Origin of the sequence: Frigoribacterium sp. PvP032, from assembly GCF_017833035.1 — a bacterium.
Taxonomy (GTDB): Bacteria; Actinomycetota; Actinomycetes; order Actinomycetales; family Microbacteriaceae; genus Frigoribacterium.
Genome location: NZ_JAFIBM010000001.1, coordinates 2,731,178 through 2,744,839, shown reverse-complemented (window position 1 = coordinate 2,744,839; position 13,662 = coordinate 2,731,178). Strand labels below are relative to the sequence as shown.

Annotated in this window: 13 protein-coding genes; 10 read left to right on the top strand and 3 right to left on the bottom strand. The window is 74.1% G+C overall.

The genetic code is table 11. The annotated features are described in order from the left end of the window. Window positions 1–83 precede the first annotated feature (83 nt). Both JOE35_RS12585 and JOE35_RS12580 read left to right on the top strand, forming a co-directional pair. Window positions 84–677 carry a MarR family winged helix-turn-helix transcriptional regulator gene (locus JOE35_RS12585; RefSeq protein ID WP_209561351.1) on the top strand — a complete coding sequence of 198 codons (594 nt, stop codon included), beginning with the start codon at window positions 84–86 and terminating at the stop codon, window positions 675–677. Window positions 678–905: 228 nt separating this feature from the next. Then, complete coding sequence (locus JOE35_RS12580; RefSeq protein ID WP_209561350.1) at window positions 906–1,148, top strand: hypothetical protein; 243 nt, start codon at window positions 906–908, stop codon at window positions 1,146–1,148. 453 nt (window positions 1,149–1,601) lie between these two features. Here the strand turns inward: JOE35_RS12580 and JOE35_RS12575 are convergent, their stop codons facing one another. Both JOE35_RS12575 and JOE35_RS12570 read right to left on the bottom strand, forming a co-directional pair. Continuing rightward, on the bottom strand, window positions 1,602–2,522 hold the full coding sequence (locus JOE35_RS12575; protein WP_209561349.1) for a siderophore-interacting protein: 921 nt from the start codon (window positions 2,520–2,522) through the stop codon (window positions 1,602–1,604). A gap of 15 nt (window positions 2,523–2,537) precedes the next feature. Then, the gene (locus JOE35_RS12570) at window positions 2,538–3,542 is read right to left on the bottom strand and encodes an iron-siderophore ABC transporter substrate-binding protein (protein WP_209561348.1); all 1,005 of its coding nucleotides are present in this window, start codon (window positions 3,540–3,542) and stop codon (window positions 2,538–2,540) included. Between the two features lie 82 nt (window positions 3,543–3,624). Between JOE35_RS12570 and JOE35_RS12565 the strand changes: the two genes are divergently transcribed. From JOE35_RS12565 to JOE35_RS12550, 4 genes are all read left to right on the top strand, one after another. Further along, window positions 3,625–4,698 (top strand): iron ABC transporter permease, encoded by a 1,074-nt coding sequence (locus JOE35_RS12565; RefSeq protein WP_209561347.1) that lies wholly within the window; start codon window positions 3,625–3,627, stop codon window positions 4,696–4,698. Next, on the top strand, window positions 4,695–5,765 hold the full coding sequence (locus JOE35_RS12560) for an iron chelate uptake ABC transporter family permease subunit (RefSeq protein ID WP_209561346.1): 1,071 nt from the start codon (window positions 4,695–4,697) through the stop codon (window positions 5,763–5,765). Before JOE35_RS12565 ends, JOE35_RS12560 begins: the two co-directional genes overlap by 4 nt. An 11-nt stretch (window positions 5,766–5,776) precedes the next feature. Next, on the top strand, window positions 5,777–6,616 hold the full coding sequence (locus tag JOE35_RS12555; protein WP_245186672.1) for an ABC transporter ATP-binding protein: 840 nt from the start codon (window positions 5,777–5,779) through the stop codon (window positions 6,614–6,616). 165 nt (window positions 6,617–6,781) lie between these two features. Next, the gene (locus JOE35_RS12550) at window positions 6,782–7,462 is read left to right on the top strand and encodes an SDR family oxidoreductase (RefSeq protein WP_209561345.1); all 681 of its coding nucleotides are present in this window, start codon (window positions 6,782–6,784) and stop codon (window positions 7,460–7,462) included. A gap of 45 nt (window positions 7,463–7,507) precedes the next feature. Here the strand turns inward: JOE35_RS12550 and JOE35_RS12545 are convergent, their stop codons facing one another. Next, entirely contained in the window at window positions 7,508–7,999 is a 492-nt protein-coding gene (locus tag JOE35_RS12545; RefSeq protein ID WP_209561344.1) for a MarR family winged helix-turn-helix transcriptional regulator, read from the bottom strand. A 288-nt stretch (window positions 8,000–8,287) separates the two neighbouring features. On the opposite strand from JOE35_RS12545, the gene JOE35_RS12540 reads away from it, so the two are divergent. Genes JOE35_RS12540 through JOE35_RS12525 form a run of 4 tightly spaced genes read left to right on the top strand, consistent with a single transcriptional unit; the run spans window position 8,288 to window position 13,661 of the window. Then, window positions 8,288–9,955, top strand: coding sequence for an ABC transporter substrate-binding protein (locus JOE35_RS12540; protein WP_209561343.1), 1,668 nt, complete (start codon window positions 8,288–8,290; stop codon window positions 9,953–9,955). Window positions 9,956–9,958: 3 nt separating this feature from the next. Then, complete coding sequence (locus tag JOE35_RS12535) at window positions 9,959–10,912, top strand: ABC transporter permease (RefSeq protein ID WP_209561342.1); 954 nt, start codon at window positions 9,959–9,961, stop codon at window positions 10,910–10,912. Next, window positions 10,912–11,790 (top strand): ABC transporter permease, encoded by an 879-nt coding sequence (locus JOE35_RS12530; protein WP_209561341.1) that lies wholly within the window; start codon window positions 10,912–10,914, stop codon window positions 11,788–11,790. The genes JOE35_RS12535 and JOE35_RS12530 overlap by 1 nt, the downstream gene beginning before the upstream one ends. A gap of 5 nt (window positions 11,791–11,795) precedes the next feature. After that, window positions 11,796–13,661, top strand: a complete 1,866-nt coding sequence (locus JOE35_RS12525) for a gamma-glutamyltransferase (protein WP_307803076.1) — start codon at window positions 11,796–11,798, stop codon at window positions 13,659–13,661. The last annotated feature ends 1 nt before the right edge of the window (window position 13,662 follow it).

Here is a 13,662-nt window from a genome sequence, read left to right as displayed (position 1 = left end):
TGTTGACTGGGTGAGCTGCGCCAGTCAGGTCTGTCGTGGAGACTCCCCTCTCGCGAGCACCGACACCCAGAAGCGAGGCCGTCATGGCCACCCCCGCACCGCACGCCGCCGACACCCTCCCGCCCCAGGCCCCCGACGCCCAGGAGGGGCCCGACGACTCCCAGCCCGCCCTGCGGAACGCCCAGGTGGTCGGCACCGGCATGCCGCTCCTCGAGGAGCGAGCGCCGACCGACGCCGCGAGCGAGATCCTGGCCCGGATGCGCCGGGTCCGCGACGCGGACATCGCCTTCGCCCTGCAGCTCCGTCAGCAGCTCGACCTGAGCGGCAACGACCTGGCCGCCGTGACGCTGATCCAGCACTGCGAGGCCAAGGGCACGAACGCCCACGCGAAGGACATCGCCCACCAGCTGGGCGTCACCAGCGCGGCGGCCACGATCATCGTCGACCGGCTCGTCGCCCTGGGCCACGTGCTGCGCACCGACGACCCGGCCGACGGGCGGCAGCGCATCCTCAGCCTCACGCCGAGCACCTGCGAGCTGCTCGAGAACGCCACCCGGGAGGCGGACCGGGCATTGGCCGAGCTGGCCGCGACCCTCTCGACCAGGGAGCGGACGCGGCTGACGACGCTGCTCGACGCGGTCGCCGAGATCCTCGACGCCGGGCCCGCCGCCTCCTGAGCGGTCTGCGCGACGGCCGGCTCGTGGTCTATCCGCTTTGCGATGTTCCTCGCTCGATTAGCTTCGTGCATTAGGTACAGCCGTCGCTGGGGCATACCTTCGGGGTACCGGATCTTCCCCTCCGGCGCCCTCCGCCGATACGCCGCCAACATCCTGGTGGTCCTTCGCGGGGCGCTGTGCACCCGGTTGACGCGAGGCCAGCTACGCCTCAGATCACGGCCGTGTCCCATGACGATCATCGATCCTGTCCGAACTGCCGCCCGCACGCTCCTCCACGTCCGTGAGGTGCCCGCACCGGCGACCCGCTCGTCGCTCGCTCCCCGCGGGACGAGCAGCTACACCACCGCCCCCGGCGCCGTGCCCGTGCGCATCGGCTCCTACCGGCGTGGCGCTAGGGCGTCCCGCCCCGCAGTCCCGGTCGCCACGGCCGAGCTGACCTACGGCGACTTCTTCGCCACGCCCGGCGCGTAGCGCCCCCGTCGTCGTCCGTCCGGACGACGGCTCCTCCCGCCGGCACCGCCCGGCCGTCGCCACCGCGACGCTCTCGGCCCCGACCCGCCACCCCGGCGTCGTGGCCGCCCCCTCAGCTCCCCTCACCCGAGAGGCACCACCGTGACCCAGTCCCCGTTCACTCCCGTCCCCGCCGTCGACCACCTGTCCGTCGCGACCGAGGCCATCGACGTCATCTCGCTGATCTCCGCCCAGGACGCCGCGTGACCGCCGCCGAGCTGGCGGCACTGCCGCCCGAGGCGCTCGTGGACCTCGTCCGCCGCGTGCTCCGCGAGCCCACGGCCTCCTAGCGCTGCCGTCGCCGGCCGGCAGCCGGGCCTGTCCCGTCGGGACCCTCCGGAACCGCCGAGACCCTCCTGCGCGCAGGAGGGTCTCGGCGGTTCCGAAGGGTGTGGACGGTGGGCGCCGACGGCGTCAGTCGGCGAACAGCGCCCCGACGGGCTCGCGCTTCTCGGCCTGGAACGCATCCTCGACGCGACCGAGCGCCCAGTAGGCGCTGAGCGACAGCGACGACCGGTCGAGGCCCCAGGTGTCGTGCAGGACGACCCGCGCCTCCTTCATGGCGCCTCGCTCGCCGTGTGCGAAGGCCCGCAGCGGCGTCGTCGGCGGCTCGAGGCCCCGCAGGGCCGTCAGCAGCGCGCTTCCCGGACGAGCTCCCGCGCGGTGCAGCCAGCGGAGCTCGACCCCCTCCGGCCGGGCGAGCTCGAGCTCGTCGGCGCGGCCCTCGACCTCGATCAACGCCAGACCGCGTGCGTCCGGTCCCATCGACTCGAGCGCTGAGGCGATCGCGGGCACGGCCGAGTCGTCGCCGAGCAGCAGGTCGGGCAGGTCCGGGTCGTCCGACGGCGACCAGAGCCCGCCGGGGCTCGACATCTGCAGCAGGTCGCCGGGCCGGGCAGCGAGCGCCCACGGCCCGGCGACGCCCTCGTCGCCGTGCACCACGAAGTCGACGGCGATCGTGCGGGCGTCGGCGTCGACCGAGCGGATCGTGTACGTACGACGCACCGGCAGCTCGTCCGCCGCGAGGCGTCCGCGCAGCTCGTCGAGGTCGAACGGCGGCTGGAGCCCCAGGTGGGGACGCGGGGGCAGCAGCAGCTTCACGTACCGGTCGGTGGCCGCCAGCTGATCTGCCCCGGCCTCGACGAACCCGTCGAACGCCTCGCCGCCGAGGTGCACCCGCACGAGGTGCGGCGACAGGCGCTCGGTGCGCTCGACCACGAACACGTGCTGGGCGCGCACCGGGCGAGCAGGCCGGGTCGCAGCGCTGCCGGCTGCAGCGGCAGGCGCGACGGGCGTGGCGGCGGCGGGTGCGGAGGAGGCGGCGGCGTCGGTCACGGGGGACTCCTCAGGTCAGCTCTGGGTCGCGGTCTCGAGCAGCGGCACGAGCTGGTCGAGGGCGTACTGGCGCGAGAGGGCGCTGCTCAGCGAGTACGCGGCCGAGACGTCGCCGTCGATGACGAGGTCGTGGCCGGCCTGCACGGCGGGCACGGCCTTCCACTGCGGGTCGTCGGTGATCTCGGTCGTGTCGATGTAGATCGGGAACGCGACGATGACGTCCGCGTCGATCACGTCGAGCTGCTCGGACGAGATCGTCACCGAGAAGCCGCCCGAGTTCGGCGTCAGGGCCGCGATCGCGGGGTTCTGCTCGAAGCCGAGCTCCTCGAGCAGGTCGACGCGCTCGCTGCCCTCGACGTAGGCGCCCCAGCCCTCGCTGGTCTTGGTGGCGGCGGTGACGGTCAGGCCGTCCCACTCGGGGTGCGCCTGGGCGATGGCCTCGACGGCCGACTCGCTCTCGTCGACGAGGCGGTCGCCCTCGTCCTCGAGTCCGAGGGCGGTCGAGACGAGGTCGAGCTGGTCCTCGAAGTCGGTGAGGTAGTTGTCGCCGCCCTCGGGCACGCCGACGGTCGGCGCGATGCTCGACAGGCGGTCGTAGCGGTCTTGCTCGCCGGAGCCCTTGGTGTCGAGGATGAGGTCGGGCTCGAGCGCCGCGATCGCCTCGTAGGAGGGCTCGAGGGTGCCGATGATCTCGGGCGACTGGTCGTACAGGCCCTGGGCCCAGGGGCCGACGCCGTCGGCCTCCTCGCCGAACGCGAGCCAGTCGGAGGCGCCGACCGGCTGCACGCCGAGGGCGAGCGCCGTCTCGGCGTCGCCCCAGCCGAGGGCGACGACGCGCTTCGGCTGCTGGTCGATCGTGACCTCGCCGAACTTGGTGTCGACGCTGACGGGGAACGTGCCGGCGGCGACGCTGGGGCCGCTGGTGGCCGCGTCGTCGGAGCTGCCGGTGCCGGCGGAGCAGCCGACGAGGGCGAGGGAGGAGGCGGCCAGGACGGCGACGAGGGTGACGGGGGAGCGCATGGGGGTGTCCTCGGGATTCGGGGGCGGGGTGCTGGCTCGCGTCGGGGCGAGACCCAGGTGAGGTTAGCCTAAGCTCATCTGCATGGCGACCACCACCCCGCCCGGCGTCGTCCGGGCCCCGCGGGCCGCCGCCCGGACCCGCCGGAGGGTCGCGGGCCTCGTCGTCGCCGCCGTCCTGCTCGCGGTCGCGCTCCTCCTCAGCCTCGCCGTCGGCGCCCGTCCCGTCGCGCTCGGCGACGTGGTCAGGGTGCTGGGCGGGCTGCTGCCCGGCGGCGCCGCACCGGCCGGCGTCGCGCCCGCCGACGTCGCCGCGGTGCTCGACCTGCGCCTGCCCCGCACTGCGGCGGCCCTCGTGGCCGGGGCCGGCCTCGGGGTGGCCGGCGCCGTCGTCCAGGCCGTCACGCGCAACCCCCTCGCCGACCCCGGCATCCTCGGCGTCACGGCGGGCAGCGCGCTCGCCGTCTCGATCGCCGTCGGGTTCGCCGGGGTCACCGCCGCGAGCGGCTGGCTCTGGTTCTCGTTCGTCGGCGCGGCCCTCGCCGCCGTGACGGTCTCGCTCGTCGGGGGAGCCGGCCGGTCGGGCGGCAGCCCCGCGCGGCTCACGCTGTCGGGCATCGCCCTGGGGGCCGTGCTGAGCGGCATCACCTCCTCGATCGTGCTCGCCGACCCGCGCCGCTTCGACGCCGTCCGCGCCTGGGAGGTCGGCTCGCTCGCCGACCGCGGCTGGGGCCCGGTCGCGACGGTCGCCCCCTTCGTCGTGGTCGGGATCGTCCTCGCGCTGCTGGTCTCGCGTCCCCTCGACGCGGTGTCCCTCGGCGACGACCACGCCTCCTCCGTCGGGGTCTCGGTGCCCCTCGTGCGCGTGGCCGCCCTCGTCGTCGTCACCCTCCTCGCAGGAGGCGCGACGGCCGTGGTCGGGCCGATCGCGTTCCTGGGGCTGATGGTCGCGCACTCCGCGCGCGGCGTCGTCGGCGCCAGCCAGCCGTGGACGATCGGGCTCAGCGCCTTGCTGGGGCCGGTGCTGCTGCTGTTCGCGGACGTGCTGGGGCGGGTCGTCGCGCCTCCCGGCGAGCTCGCGGCCGGCCTGGTGACCGCCGCGATCGGGGCGCCCGTGCTGATCGTCGTGGCCCGCCGCATGACGGGTGGCGCGCGATGAGCGATCTCGACCTGCGGAGCCGTCTCCGACCCGGCTCCGGTCCGGCCCCGGGCCCCGGCCCCGGCTCCGGCCTCGCCCGCCTCCGGCCCCGCGGCCGTCGTGCCGTCGCCACGGCCGTCCTCGCCCTCGTGGCGGTGGTGGTCGCCGTGCTCGCCCTCGGCCTCGGCGACTACCCGCTCAGCCCGCCGGAGGTGCTGCACGCCCTGCTCGGCGGCGACGGCTTCGCGTCGACGATCGTGCTGCAGTGGCGGCTGCCGCGCGTCCTCGCCGCGCTCGTGTTCGGGGCCGCGCTGGGCGCCTCCGGGGCGGTGTTCCAGTCGCTGACCCGCAACCCGCTCGGCTCGCCCGACGTGATCGGCTTCTCGACCGGCGCCTACACCGGCGCGATCCTCGTCATCACCGCGGGCGCCGCCTCCGCCGTCGGCACGGCCCTCGGCGCGCTGGCCGGCGGCCTCGCGACAGCGCTCGTGGTCTACCTGCTCGCGTGGCGCAAGGGGGTGCACGGGCTGCGGCTGATCATCGTCGGGATCGCCGTCACGGCCCTGCTGCACTCGGTGAACAGCTGGCTGCTGCTGCGCGCGCAGGCCGAGGTCGCCCTGTCCGCGTCGTTCTGGGGAGCCGGGTCGCTCGCGCTCGTGGGCTGGCCGCAGCTCGTGCCCGCCGCCGTGCTGATCGCGGTGCTGGCCCTGCTCGTCGCGGGCCTGGCTCGACCCCTCCGCCAGCTCGAGCTCGGCGACGACGCGGCCCGCGCCCACGGCCTCCGCGCCGAGGGCACACGTCTAGCCCTCGTCGTGGTCGCCGTCGCGCTCACCGCCGTCGTCACGGCCAGCACGGGGCCGATCATCTTCGTCGCGCTCGCCGCTCCGCAGCTCGCCCGCCGCGTCGTGCGCTCGGCCGGGGTCCCGCTGCTCGGCGCGGCCCTCGTCGGCGGCCTGCTGCTGCTCGTCGCCGACGTCGTCGCCCAGCACGTCACCACCACGCCCGTGCCCGTCGGCCTCGTCACGCTCGTGATCGGCGGCGCCTACCTGATCAGCCTGCTGGTCGCAGAATCCCGGAGGACCCGGTGACAGCACCCGCCCTGCCCGACCCCGTCACGCCCGACCCCGTCACGCCCGAGCCCGTCACGCCGGGAGGTGCCGTGCCGCGGCTCGCCGCCCGCGGCGCGCACCTCGCCTACGACCGCCGCACGGTCTCGGCGTCGATCGACGCCGAGGTCCGCGACGGCTCGTTCACGGTCATCGTCGGGCCCAACGCCTGTGGCAAGTCGACCCTCCTGCGGGCGTTCTCGCGCCTTCTCGCCCCCCGGTCCGGTGCCGTGCTGCTCGACGGCCGCGACCTCGCCAAGGTGCCCGCGAAGGAGGCGGCGCGCACCGTCGGCCTGCTGCCCCAGTCGTCGACCGCTCCCGAGGGCATCACCGTGGGCGAGCTCGTGTCGCGGGGGCGGTACCCGCACCAGGGGATGTTCCGGCAGTGGTCGGACGCCGACCGCGCGGCCGTCGCGACCGCGCTCGCCGAGACGGACCTCGTCGACCTGGCCGAGGTGCCGGTCGACGAGCTGTCGGGCGGGCAGCGGCAGCGCGTGTGGGTCGCGATGGCGCTCGCGCAGCAGACCTCGGTGCTGTTGCTCGACGAGCCGACCACGTACCTCGACATGGCCCACCAGTACGACCTGCTCGACCTCTTCGCGCGGCTGCACGAGCAGGGCACGACGGTCGTCGCCGTGCTGCACGACCTGGCCCAGGCCGCGCGCTACGCCACCGACCTGATCGTGATGAGCGACGGCGAGGTCGTCGCGACCGGCGCCCCGGCCGACGTGCTCACGGCCGAGCTCGTCGAGGAGGTCTTCGACCTGCCGTGCCTCGTCGTGCCGGACCCGGTGACCGGGACGCCGCTCGTCGTGCCGCGCCGGCGGCGCTGAGCCGCGCGGGGTCTCGGGCCGAGGATCTCCGCGGAAGCTGCGCGAAAGCGACGAAGCGACGCGGGGTCCTGCGTCGTGTTGTCGCTTCCACGTCGCTCAGTGGGCTGGCCCGTGCTCCGGCGCCCGGCCGGGCGACAGCCCGGGCGCCGCGCGTACGCTCCGGGCATGACCGATCTGCAGGGAGCCGTCGTGCTCGTCGCCGGGGCGTCGGGCGGCCTCGGCTCCCGGATCGCCGCTCAGCTGTCCGACCAGGGGGCCGTCGTCGTGCGGGCCGGACGTGCCGGAGGGGCGCTCACAGGCCCCGACGCCTACGTCGCCGACCTCCGCGAGCCCGGCGGCGGGGCGTCGCTCGTCGCCGCGGCGCTGCAGGCCCACGGCCAGCTCGACGGGATCGTGGTCGCGGCGGGCGTCGTCGCCTTCGGGCCTGCCGACGCGGTCAGCGACGCGGCGCTCGACGAGCTGGTGCAGACGAACCTGCTGGCGCCCGTCCGCCTGCTCCGTGACGGGGCAGAGGCGCTCGCCGCGTCCGCCGCCGCCGGACGCGAGCCCTTCGCCGTCACGATCAGCGGTGTCGTCGCGGAGTCGCCGACCGCGGGGATGGCCGCGTACTCCGCGGCCAAGGCGGGCCTGGCCGCGTGGGTGAGCGCCGCCTCCCGCGAGTTCAGGAGGCGCGGCGTCCGCCTCGTGGACGCACGCCCCGGGCACACGGAGACCGGGCTCGCCACGCGTCCGATCACCGGCGAGGCGCCGAGCTTCCCGACCGGGCTCGACCCCGACGCCGTCGCGGCGCGCATCGTCCGGGCGATCGTCGACGGCGAGAAGGACCTCCCCAGCACCAGCTTCTGACCGGGCGCGTCAGGGCTGGTCCCGTCAGGGCTGGTCCGCCGGGGATCAGGCGAAGCCGGTGCCGAGCTCGCGCAGCAGGTCGGCCAGCTGGTCGCGCTGCTGACGGGTGAGCGACCCGAGCGGCGAGTGCTCGGCCTCGAGCAGGTCGAGCATGGCCTGGTCGACCAGGTCGACGCCCGCCTCCGTGATGCGGATGAGGGCGGCGCGGCCGTCGCGCGGGTCGGCACGGCGCTCGACGAGGCTGCGCTCGACGAGGCGGTCGAGCCGGTTCGTCATCGTGCCGCTCGTGACCATGGTCGCCGTGACGAGGTCCTTGGGGCTGAGCTCGAAGGGCTCGCCGGCCCGGCGCAGGGTCGACAGGACGTCGAATTCCCAGATCTCGAGGCCCGAGCGCCGGAACGCCTCGGCACGCACCCGGTCGAGCCGTCGGGAGATGCGGCGGAGCCGCGAGAAGACGTCGAGCGCTGCGAAGTCGATGTCGGGCCGCACGCGCGCCCAGGCGTCGATGATCAGGTCGACCTCGTCGTTGGTGTTCACGCAGGAGTCCTCTCGGGCAGGGGGCACCCCCGATCATGCCCCTCGAAGGTGCGGGTCGCCTCGACGCCGCCCCGCAGAGCCGGCGACGCCGCCCCGCAGAGCCGGCGACGCCGCCCCCAGGGCCGGCTACGTCAGCCGCCGACGGCCGCTCGACCGCCGCCCCGAGCACAGCGCCCCCTCGTCCGGGGCACGTTTTACACGTCCGTAACAAGTTGTATACAAGATCGCGTCATCGGGTCTGATTGCATTCAATCCACTCTCTCCCGTACCCCGAGCATCGGATCACACATGCCTCTGACCTCGCACTCCCCGCGACCGGCCGCCCGGCGTCGCGCGCTCGCGCTGCCGGCCGCAGCCCTCGGCATCGCCCTCGTGGCGACCGGGTGCCAGCAGGTCCAGACGGCGGACACCGACGCCACGAGCAGCCGGGAGGACATCTCGTCCGCCCCGATCGGCGACAAGGCGATCGTCGAGGGCGGCGACCTCGTCATGGCGCTCTCGGCCGAGCCCGACCGGCTCGACCCCACCACCTCCTCGTCCCTCTACACGCGCTACGTGATGGAGACGATGTGCCAGAAGCTCTACGACATCGACGCTGAGGGCGACATCGTCCCGATGCTCGCCACGGAGCTGCCCGAGGTCAGCGACGACGGCCTGACCGTCACGTTCCCCGTGCGCACCGACGCGGTGTTCGCCGACGGCACCCCGCTCGACGCGGAGGCGGTCGTCGGCACCCTGCAGCGCGGCCTCGACAAGGACGACTCGTCGCGCCGCAGCGAGCTCGGCCCGATCACCGGCATCTCGGCGGTCGACGACGAGACCGTCGAGGTCACCTACTCAGAGCCGTTCGCCCCGCTGACGGCGGCCCTCGCCGACCGCGCGGGCATGGTCATGTCGCCCACGGCGCTCGCCTCGGCCGGCGACGCGTTCGGCGACGCCCCCGTCTGCGTCGGCCCGTACAAGTTCGTCGAGCGCGTGCCGCAGACCTCGATCACCGTCGAGCGCGACCCGCTCTACTACGACGCCGAGTCGGCCCACTTCGACACGATCACCTACCGCATCATCACCGACGCGAGCATCCGTGCGGCGAACCTGCAGTCGGGCGACGTGCAGGTCGCCGACTCGATGTCGACGCAGGACGTCGGCACGCTCAAGGAGGACGACTCGCTGACCGTGCTCGAGGTCGGCTCGCTGGGCTACCAGGGCCTGACCGTCAACATCGGCAACCAGGACGGCATCGGCACCGACCCCGTCCAGCTCGACGGCCCGCTGGCGAGCAACGCCGCCGTGCGCCAGGCCCTGTCGATGTCGATCGACCGAGAGGCCCTCGTGAAGACCGTCTTCGGCGGCCTCTACGACCCCGCCTGTTCGCCGATCTCGCCGAGCAGCCCCTTCGCCACCGACGCCAGCGACGCCTGCCCCGACTACGACCCGGAGGCGGCGATGCAGATGCTCGAGGACGAGGGCGTCGAGACTCCCCTCGCCATCGACATGCAGGTGAGCAACAACCCGGACACCGTGCGCTTCGCCCAGGCGCTGCAGGCACAGGTCGCCGAGGGCGGCTTCGAGCTGACCATCACGCCGGTCGAGTACTCGACGCTGCTCGACGTGCAGACCGAGGGCGACTTCGAGGCGCTGCAGCTCGGCTGGTCGGGCCGCATCGACCCCAACGGCAACATGTTCAGCTTCCTGTCGACCGGCGCCGGCAACAACTACAGCGGCTACAGCGACGACGAGGTGGACGAGCTGCTCAGCGACGCCGCCTCGACGACCGACGTCGACGAGCGGGCCGAGCTCTACGGCCAGGTCGTCGAGAAGGTGCAGGAGGACTCGCCGATCATCTACCTGTACCGCGTGCGCAGCCTCACCGCGCTGTCGAACGACATCGCCGGCGTCTCCACCTTCGCCGACGGCGTCGTGCGCCTCAGCACCGCCGCCTTCGTCGAGGCCAGCTGAGCCATGGCGCGCTACCTCCTCACCCGCCTGTGGCAGTCGGCGGTGACGCTCGTCCTCGCCTCCGTCGTCGTCTTCATCGGCGTCCGGCAGCTGCCGGGCGACCCTGCCCTCGCTCTGGCGGGTGAGGAGGCGAGCCCGCAGCAGGTCGCGGCGATCCGCGCCGACCTCGGGCTCGACGACCCGCTCGTCGTGCAGTACCTCCGGTTCGTCGGCGCCTTCCTCCGGGGCGACCTCGGCCAGTCGACCCGCACCGGCACCCCCGTCGCCGACCTGATCGGCGCGACCCTGCCGGTCACCCTGTGGCTCGCGCTCTACGCCATCGTCGTGGCCGTGCTCGTCGGCGTCGCCCTGGGCGTCGTCGCCGAGCGCTGGCGCGGCCGCTGGCCAGAGTGGATGGCCAACGCCGCCGCCCTCGTAGGCCTGAGCGTGCCGAACTTCTGGCTCGGCATCCTGGCCATCCTGTGGCTGGCCGTCGGGCTGGGCATCTTCCCCGCCTCCGGGTACGTGCCCGTGACCGAGGACCCGTGGCAGGCGCTCGTGCACCTGACCCTCCCGGCCCTCATCCTCGGCACCTCCCTCGCCGCCGTCATCATGCGGCAGACGCGGGCGTCGATGATCGAGACGATGACGACCGACTACGTCCGGACGGCACGCGCGAAGGGCCTCGGGCGGGGCCGGGTGCTGCTCCGCTACGGGCTCCGCAACTCGATGATCGTCGTCGTCACGATCGTCGGCCTGCAGCTCGGCGGGCTGATCTCGGGCGCCGTCGTGACCGAGCGCATCTTCGCCCTGCCGGGCTTCGGCAAGCTCACCCTCGACGCGGTCTTCACCCGCGACTACCCGGTGGTGCAGGCGGTCGTGCTCGTCATCACTCTCGGCTACATCCTGATCAACCTCGTCGTCGACGTGCTCTACAGCGTCCTCAACCCGCGCATCCGAGTCGGAGGAGCCTCCTGATGACCGTCCTCGTGCCCACCGCCCACGAGCTCGGCTCCGACAGGGGCCGCGTCTGGGGCCAGCTGCGCCGCAACAAGCTCGGCGTCACGGGCGGCGTGATGCTGCTCGTCGTGCTCGTGGCGGGGATCGCCGCGCCCCTGATCGCGCCCTACGGCCCGGCCGAGGTGCACTTCGACACTCCGTTCCAGCTGCCCGGCACGGTCGGGTTCCTGCTCGGCACCGACGACCTCGGCCGCGACATCCTCTCGCGCACCGTCTACGGCATCCGCGTCTCGCTCGTCGTCGGCGTGCTCAGCGTCGTGCTGGCCGTCGTGGTCGGCACCCCGCTCGGGCTGATCGCGGGCTACTGGCGCTGGCTCGACGCCATCGTCTCGCGCCTGACCGACGTGATGCTCGCGTTCCCGTTCCTGATCATCGCCGTGGCGCTCGCCGCGATCAGCGGGCCGAGCCTCGGCAACGCGGTGGTCGCCCTCGGCATCGCGCAGATCCCCACCATGATCCGCGTGGTGCGCGGCGAGACGATGCGCATCCGCTCGACCGACTTCGTGCTGAGCGCCCGCACCATGGACGCGACCGGGCTGCGGGTGATCTTCGCCCACGTGCTGCCGAACTGCGTCTCGGCGATCATCGTGCAGGCGACGGTCATCATGCCGGTCGCGGTGATCGGGGAGGCGCTGCTCTCGTTCCTGGGGCTCGGCATCCAGCCGCCGACGGCCAGTCTGGGGATCATGCTCTCCGACGCGCAGCAGTACCTGTCGAACGCCCCGTTCGCCGCCGTCGTCCCCGGCCTCGCCATCGCCGTCATCTGCCTCGGCTTCAACCTCGTCGGCGACGCGCTGCGCGACGCCCTCGACCCGACCTCCCGCGAACGGACCTGATCCTCGTGACCTACACCGCACCTCCTGCGTTCACCACCCGGCCCGACCTCCGCGGCACCTTCGGCATGACCGCCTCGACGCACTGGCTCGCGACGGCCTCGGCCCAGTCGGTGCTCGAGCGCGGCGGCAACGCGTTCGACGCGGCGGTCGCCGGCGCGTTCGTGCTGCACGTCGTCGAGCCGCACCTGAACGGCCCGGGCGGCGACATGACGGGCGTGTTCGCGACGGCCGACGAGCCGGGGCGGCCGGTCGTCCTGATGGGACAGGGCCCGGCACCCGCCGAGGCGACGGTCGAGCACTACCGTGCAGAGGGCCTCGACCTCGTGCCCGGCTCGGGCGCGCTCGCCGCTGCCGTGCCCGGCGCGGTCGACGCGTGGCTGCTGCTGCTCCGCGACCACGGCACCTGGGAGCTCGCCGACGTGCTCGCCTACGCCATCGGCTACGCCCGCGACGGGCACCCGATCACCGCACGCGTGACCGAGACCATCGGCGCGGTCGCGGAGCTGTTCGTCGAGCACTGGCCGAGCTCGGCCGACCGATGGCTCGTCGACGGCGCCCCGCCCGCGCCGGGCGCGATGGTCACGAACGAGGCGTACGCCCGGGTGCTCGACGGGCTCGTGGCCGCAGGAGGCGCGGACCGCCGAGGCCGCATCGACGCCGCACGGACCGAGTGGGCCGAGGGCCTCGTCGCGACGTCGATCGACGCGTTCGTGCGGACGCCGCACCGGCACTCGACGGGAGGCGAACACGCGGGCGTGATCCGCGCCTCCGACCTGGCGGCCTTCCGCGCCTCGACCGAGGAGGCGACGACGGTGGAGTTCCGCGGCCACGTCGTCGCGAAGACCGGCGCCTGGGGGCAGGGCCCGGCCCTGCTGCAGGTGCTGGCGATGCTCGACCCGCTGCCCGACGAGCTGCTCGACCCGTCGACGGTCCAGGGCGCCCACACGATCGTCGAGGCGCTGAAGCTCGCGATGGCCGACCGCGAGGCCTGGTACGGCGACCGCGACGTCCCGCTCGATCGGCTCTTGTCGGCCGAGTACGCGGCCGAGCGTCGCGCGCTCATCGGGTCGACCGCGTCGCACGAGCTGCGTCCGGGCGAGGCCGGGGGCGCAGGAGGCGCGGGCCGCCTCCCGAGGCTCCGCACCGACGACGAGGTGGCCGGTCCCGGCGCCGGCGTGGGGGAGCCCACCGTCGGCTCGTTCTCCGCGGCGCCCGTCGCCGTGCCGACCGACGACGCCCGTCAGCCGGGCGCCGAGCCCGACGTCGCGCCGACGGGCGAGACCCGCGGCGACACCTGCCACATCGACGTGGTCGACCGCTGGGGCAACGTCGTCTCGGCGACGCCGTCGGGCGGCTGGCTGCAGTCGTCGCCGACCGTCCCCGAGCTCGGCTTCTGCCTCGGCAGCCGCCTCCAGATGAGCTGGCTCGAGGAGGGGACCGCCTCGACGCTCGAGCCGGGCCGTCGGCCCCGCACGACGCTCACCCCGACGCTCGTGCTGCGTGACGGCCAGCCGGTGGTCGCCCTCGGCTCGCCCGGCGGCGACCAGCAGGACCAGTGGCAGCTGCTGTACCTGCTGCGCACGATCGTCGGCGGCTGGACGCCGCAGCAGGCCGTCGACGCCCCGGCCCTGCACACGACGTCGTTCCCCGGCTCGTTCTGGCCGCGCACCTGGACGCCGGGCGGCGTCGTCGTCGAGGACCGCCTCGGCGACGAGCTGATCGCCGGGCTCGAGGCCCGCGGGCACGTCGTCACCCGCTCGGGAGACTGGTCGCTCGGCCGGCTGTCGAGCGTCACCCGAGATCCAGAGACCGGCGTGCTGGGCGCCGCCGCCAACCCCCGAGGAGCGCAGGCCTATGCCGCAGGACGCTGAG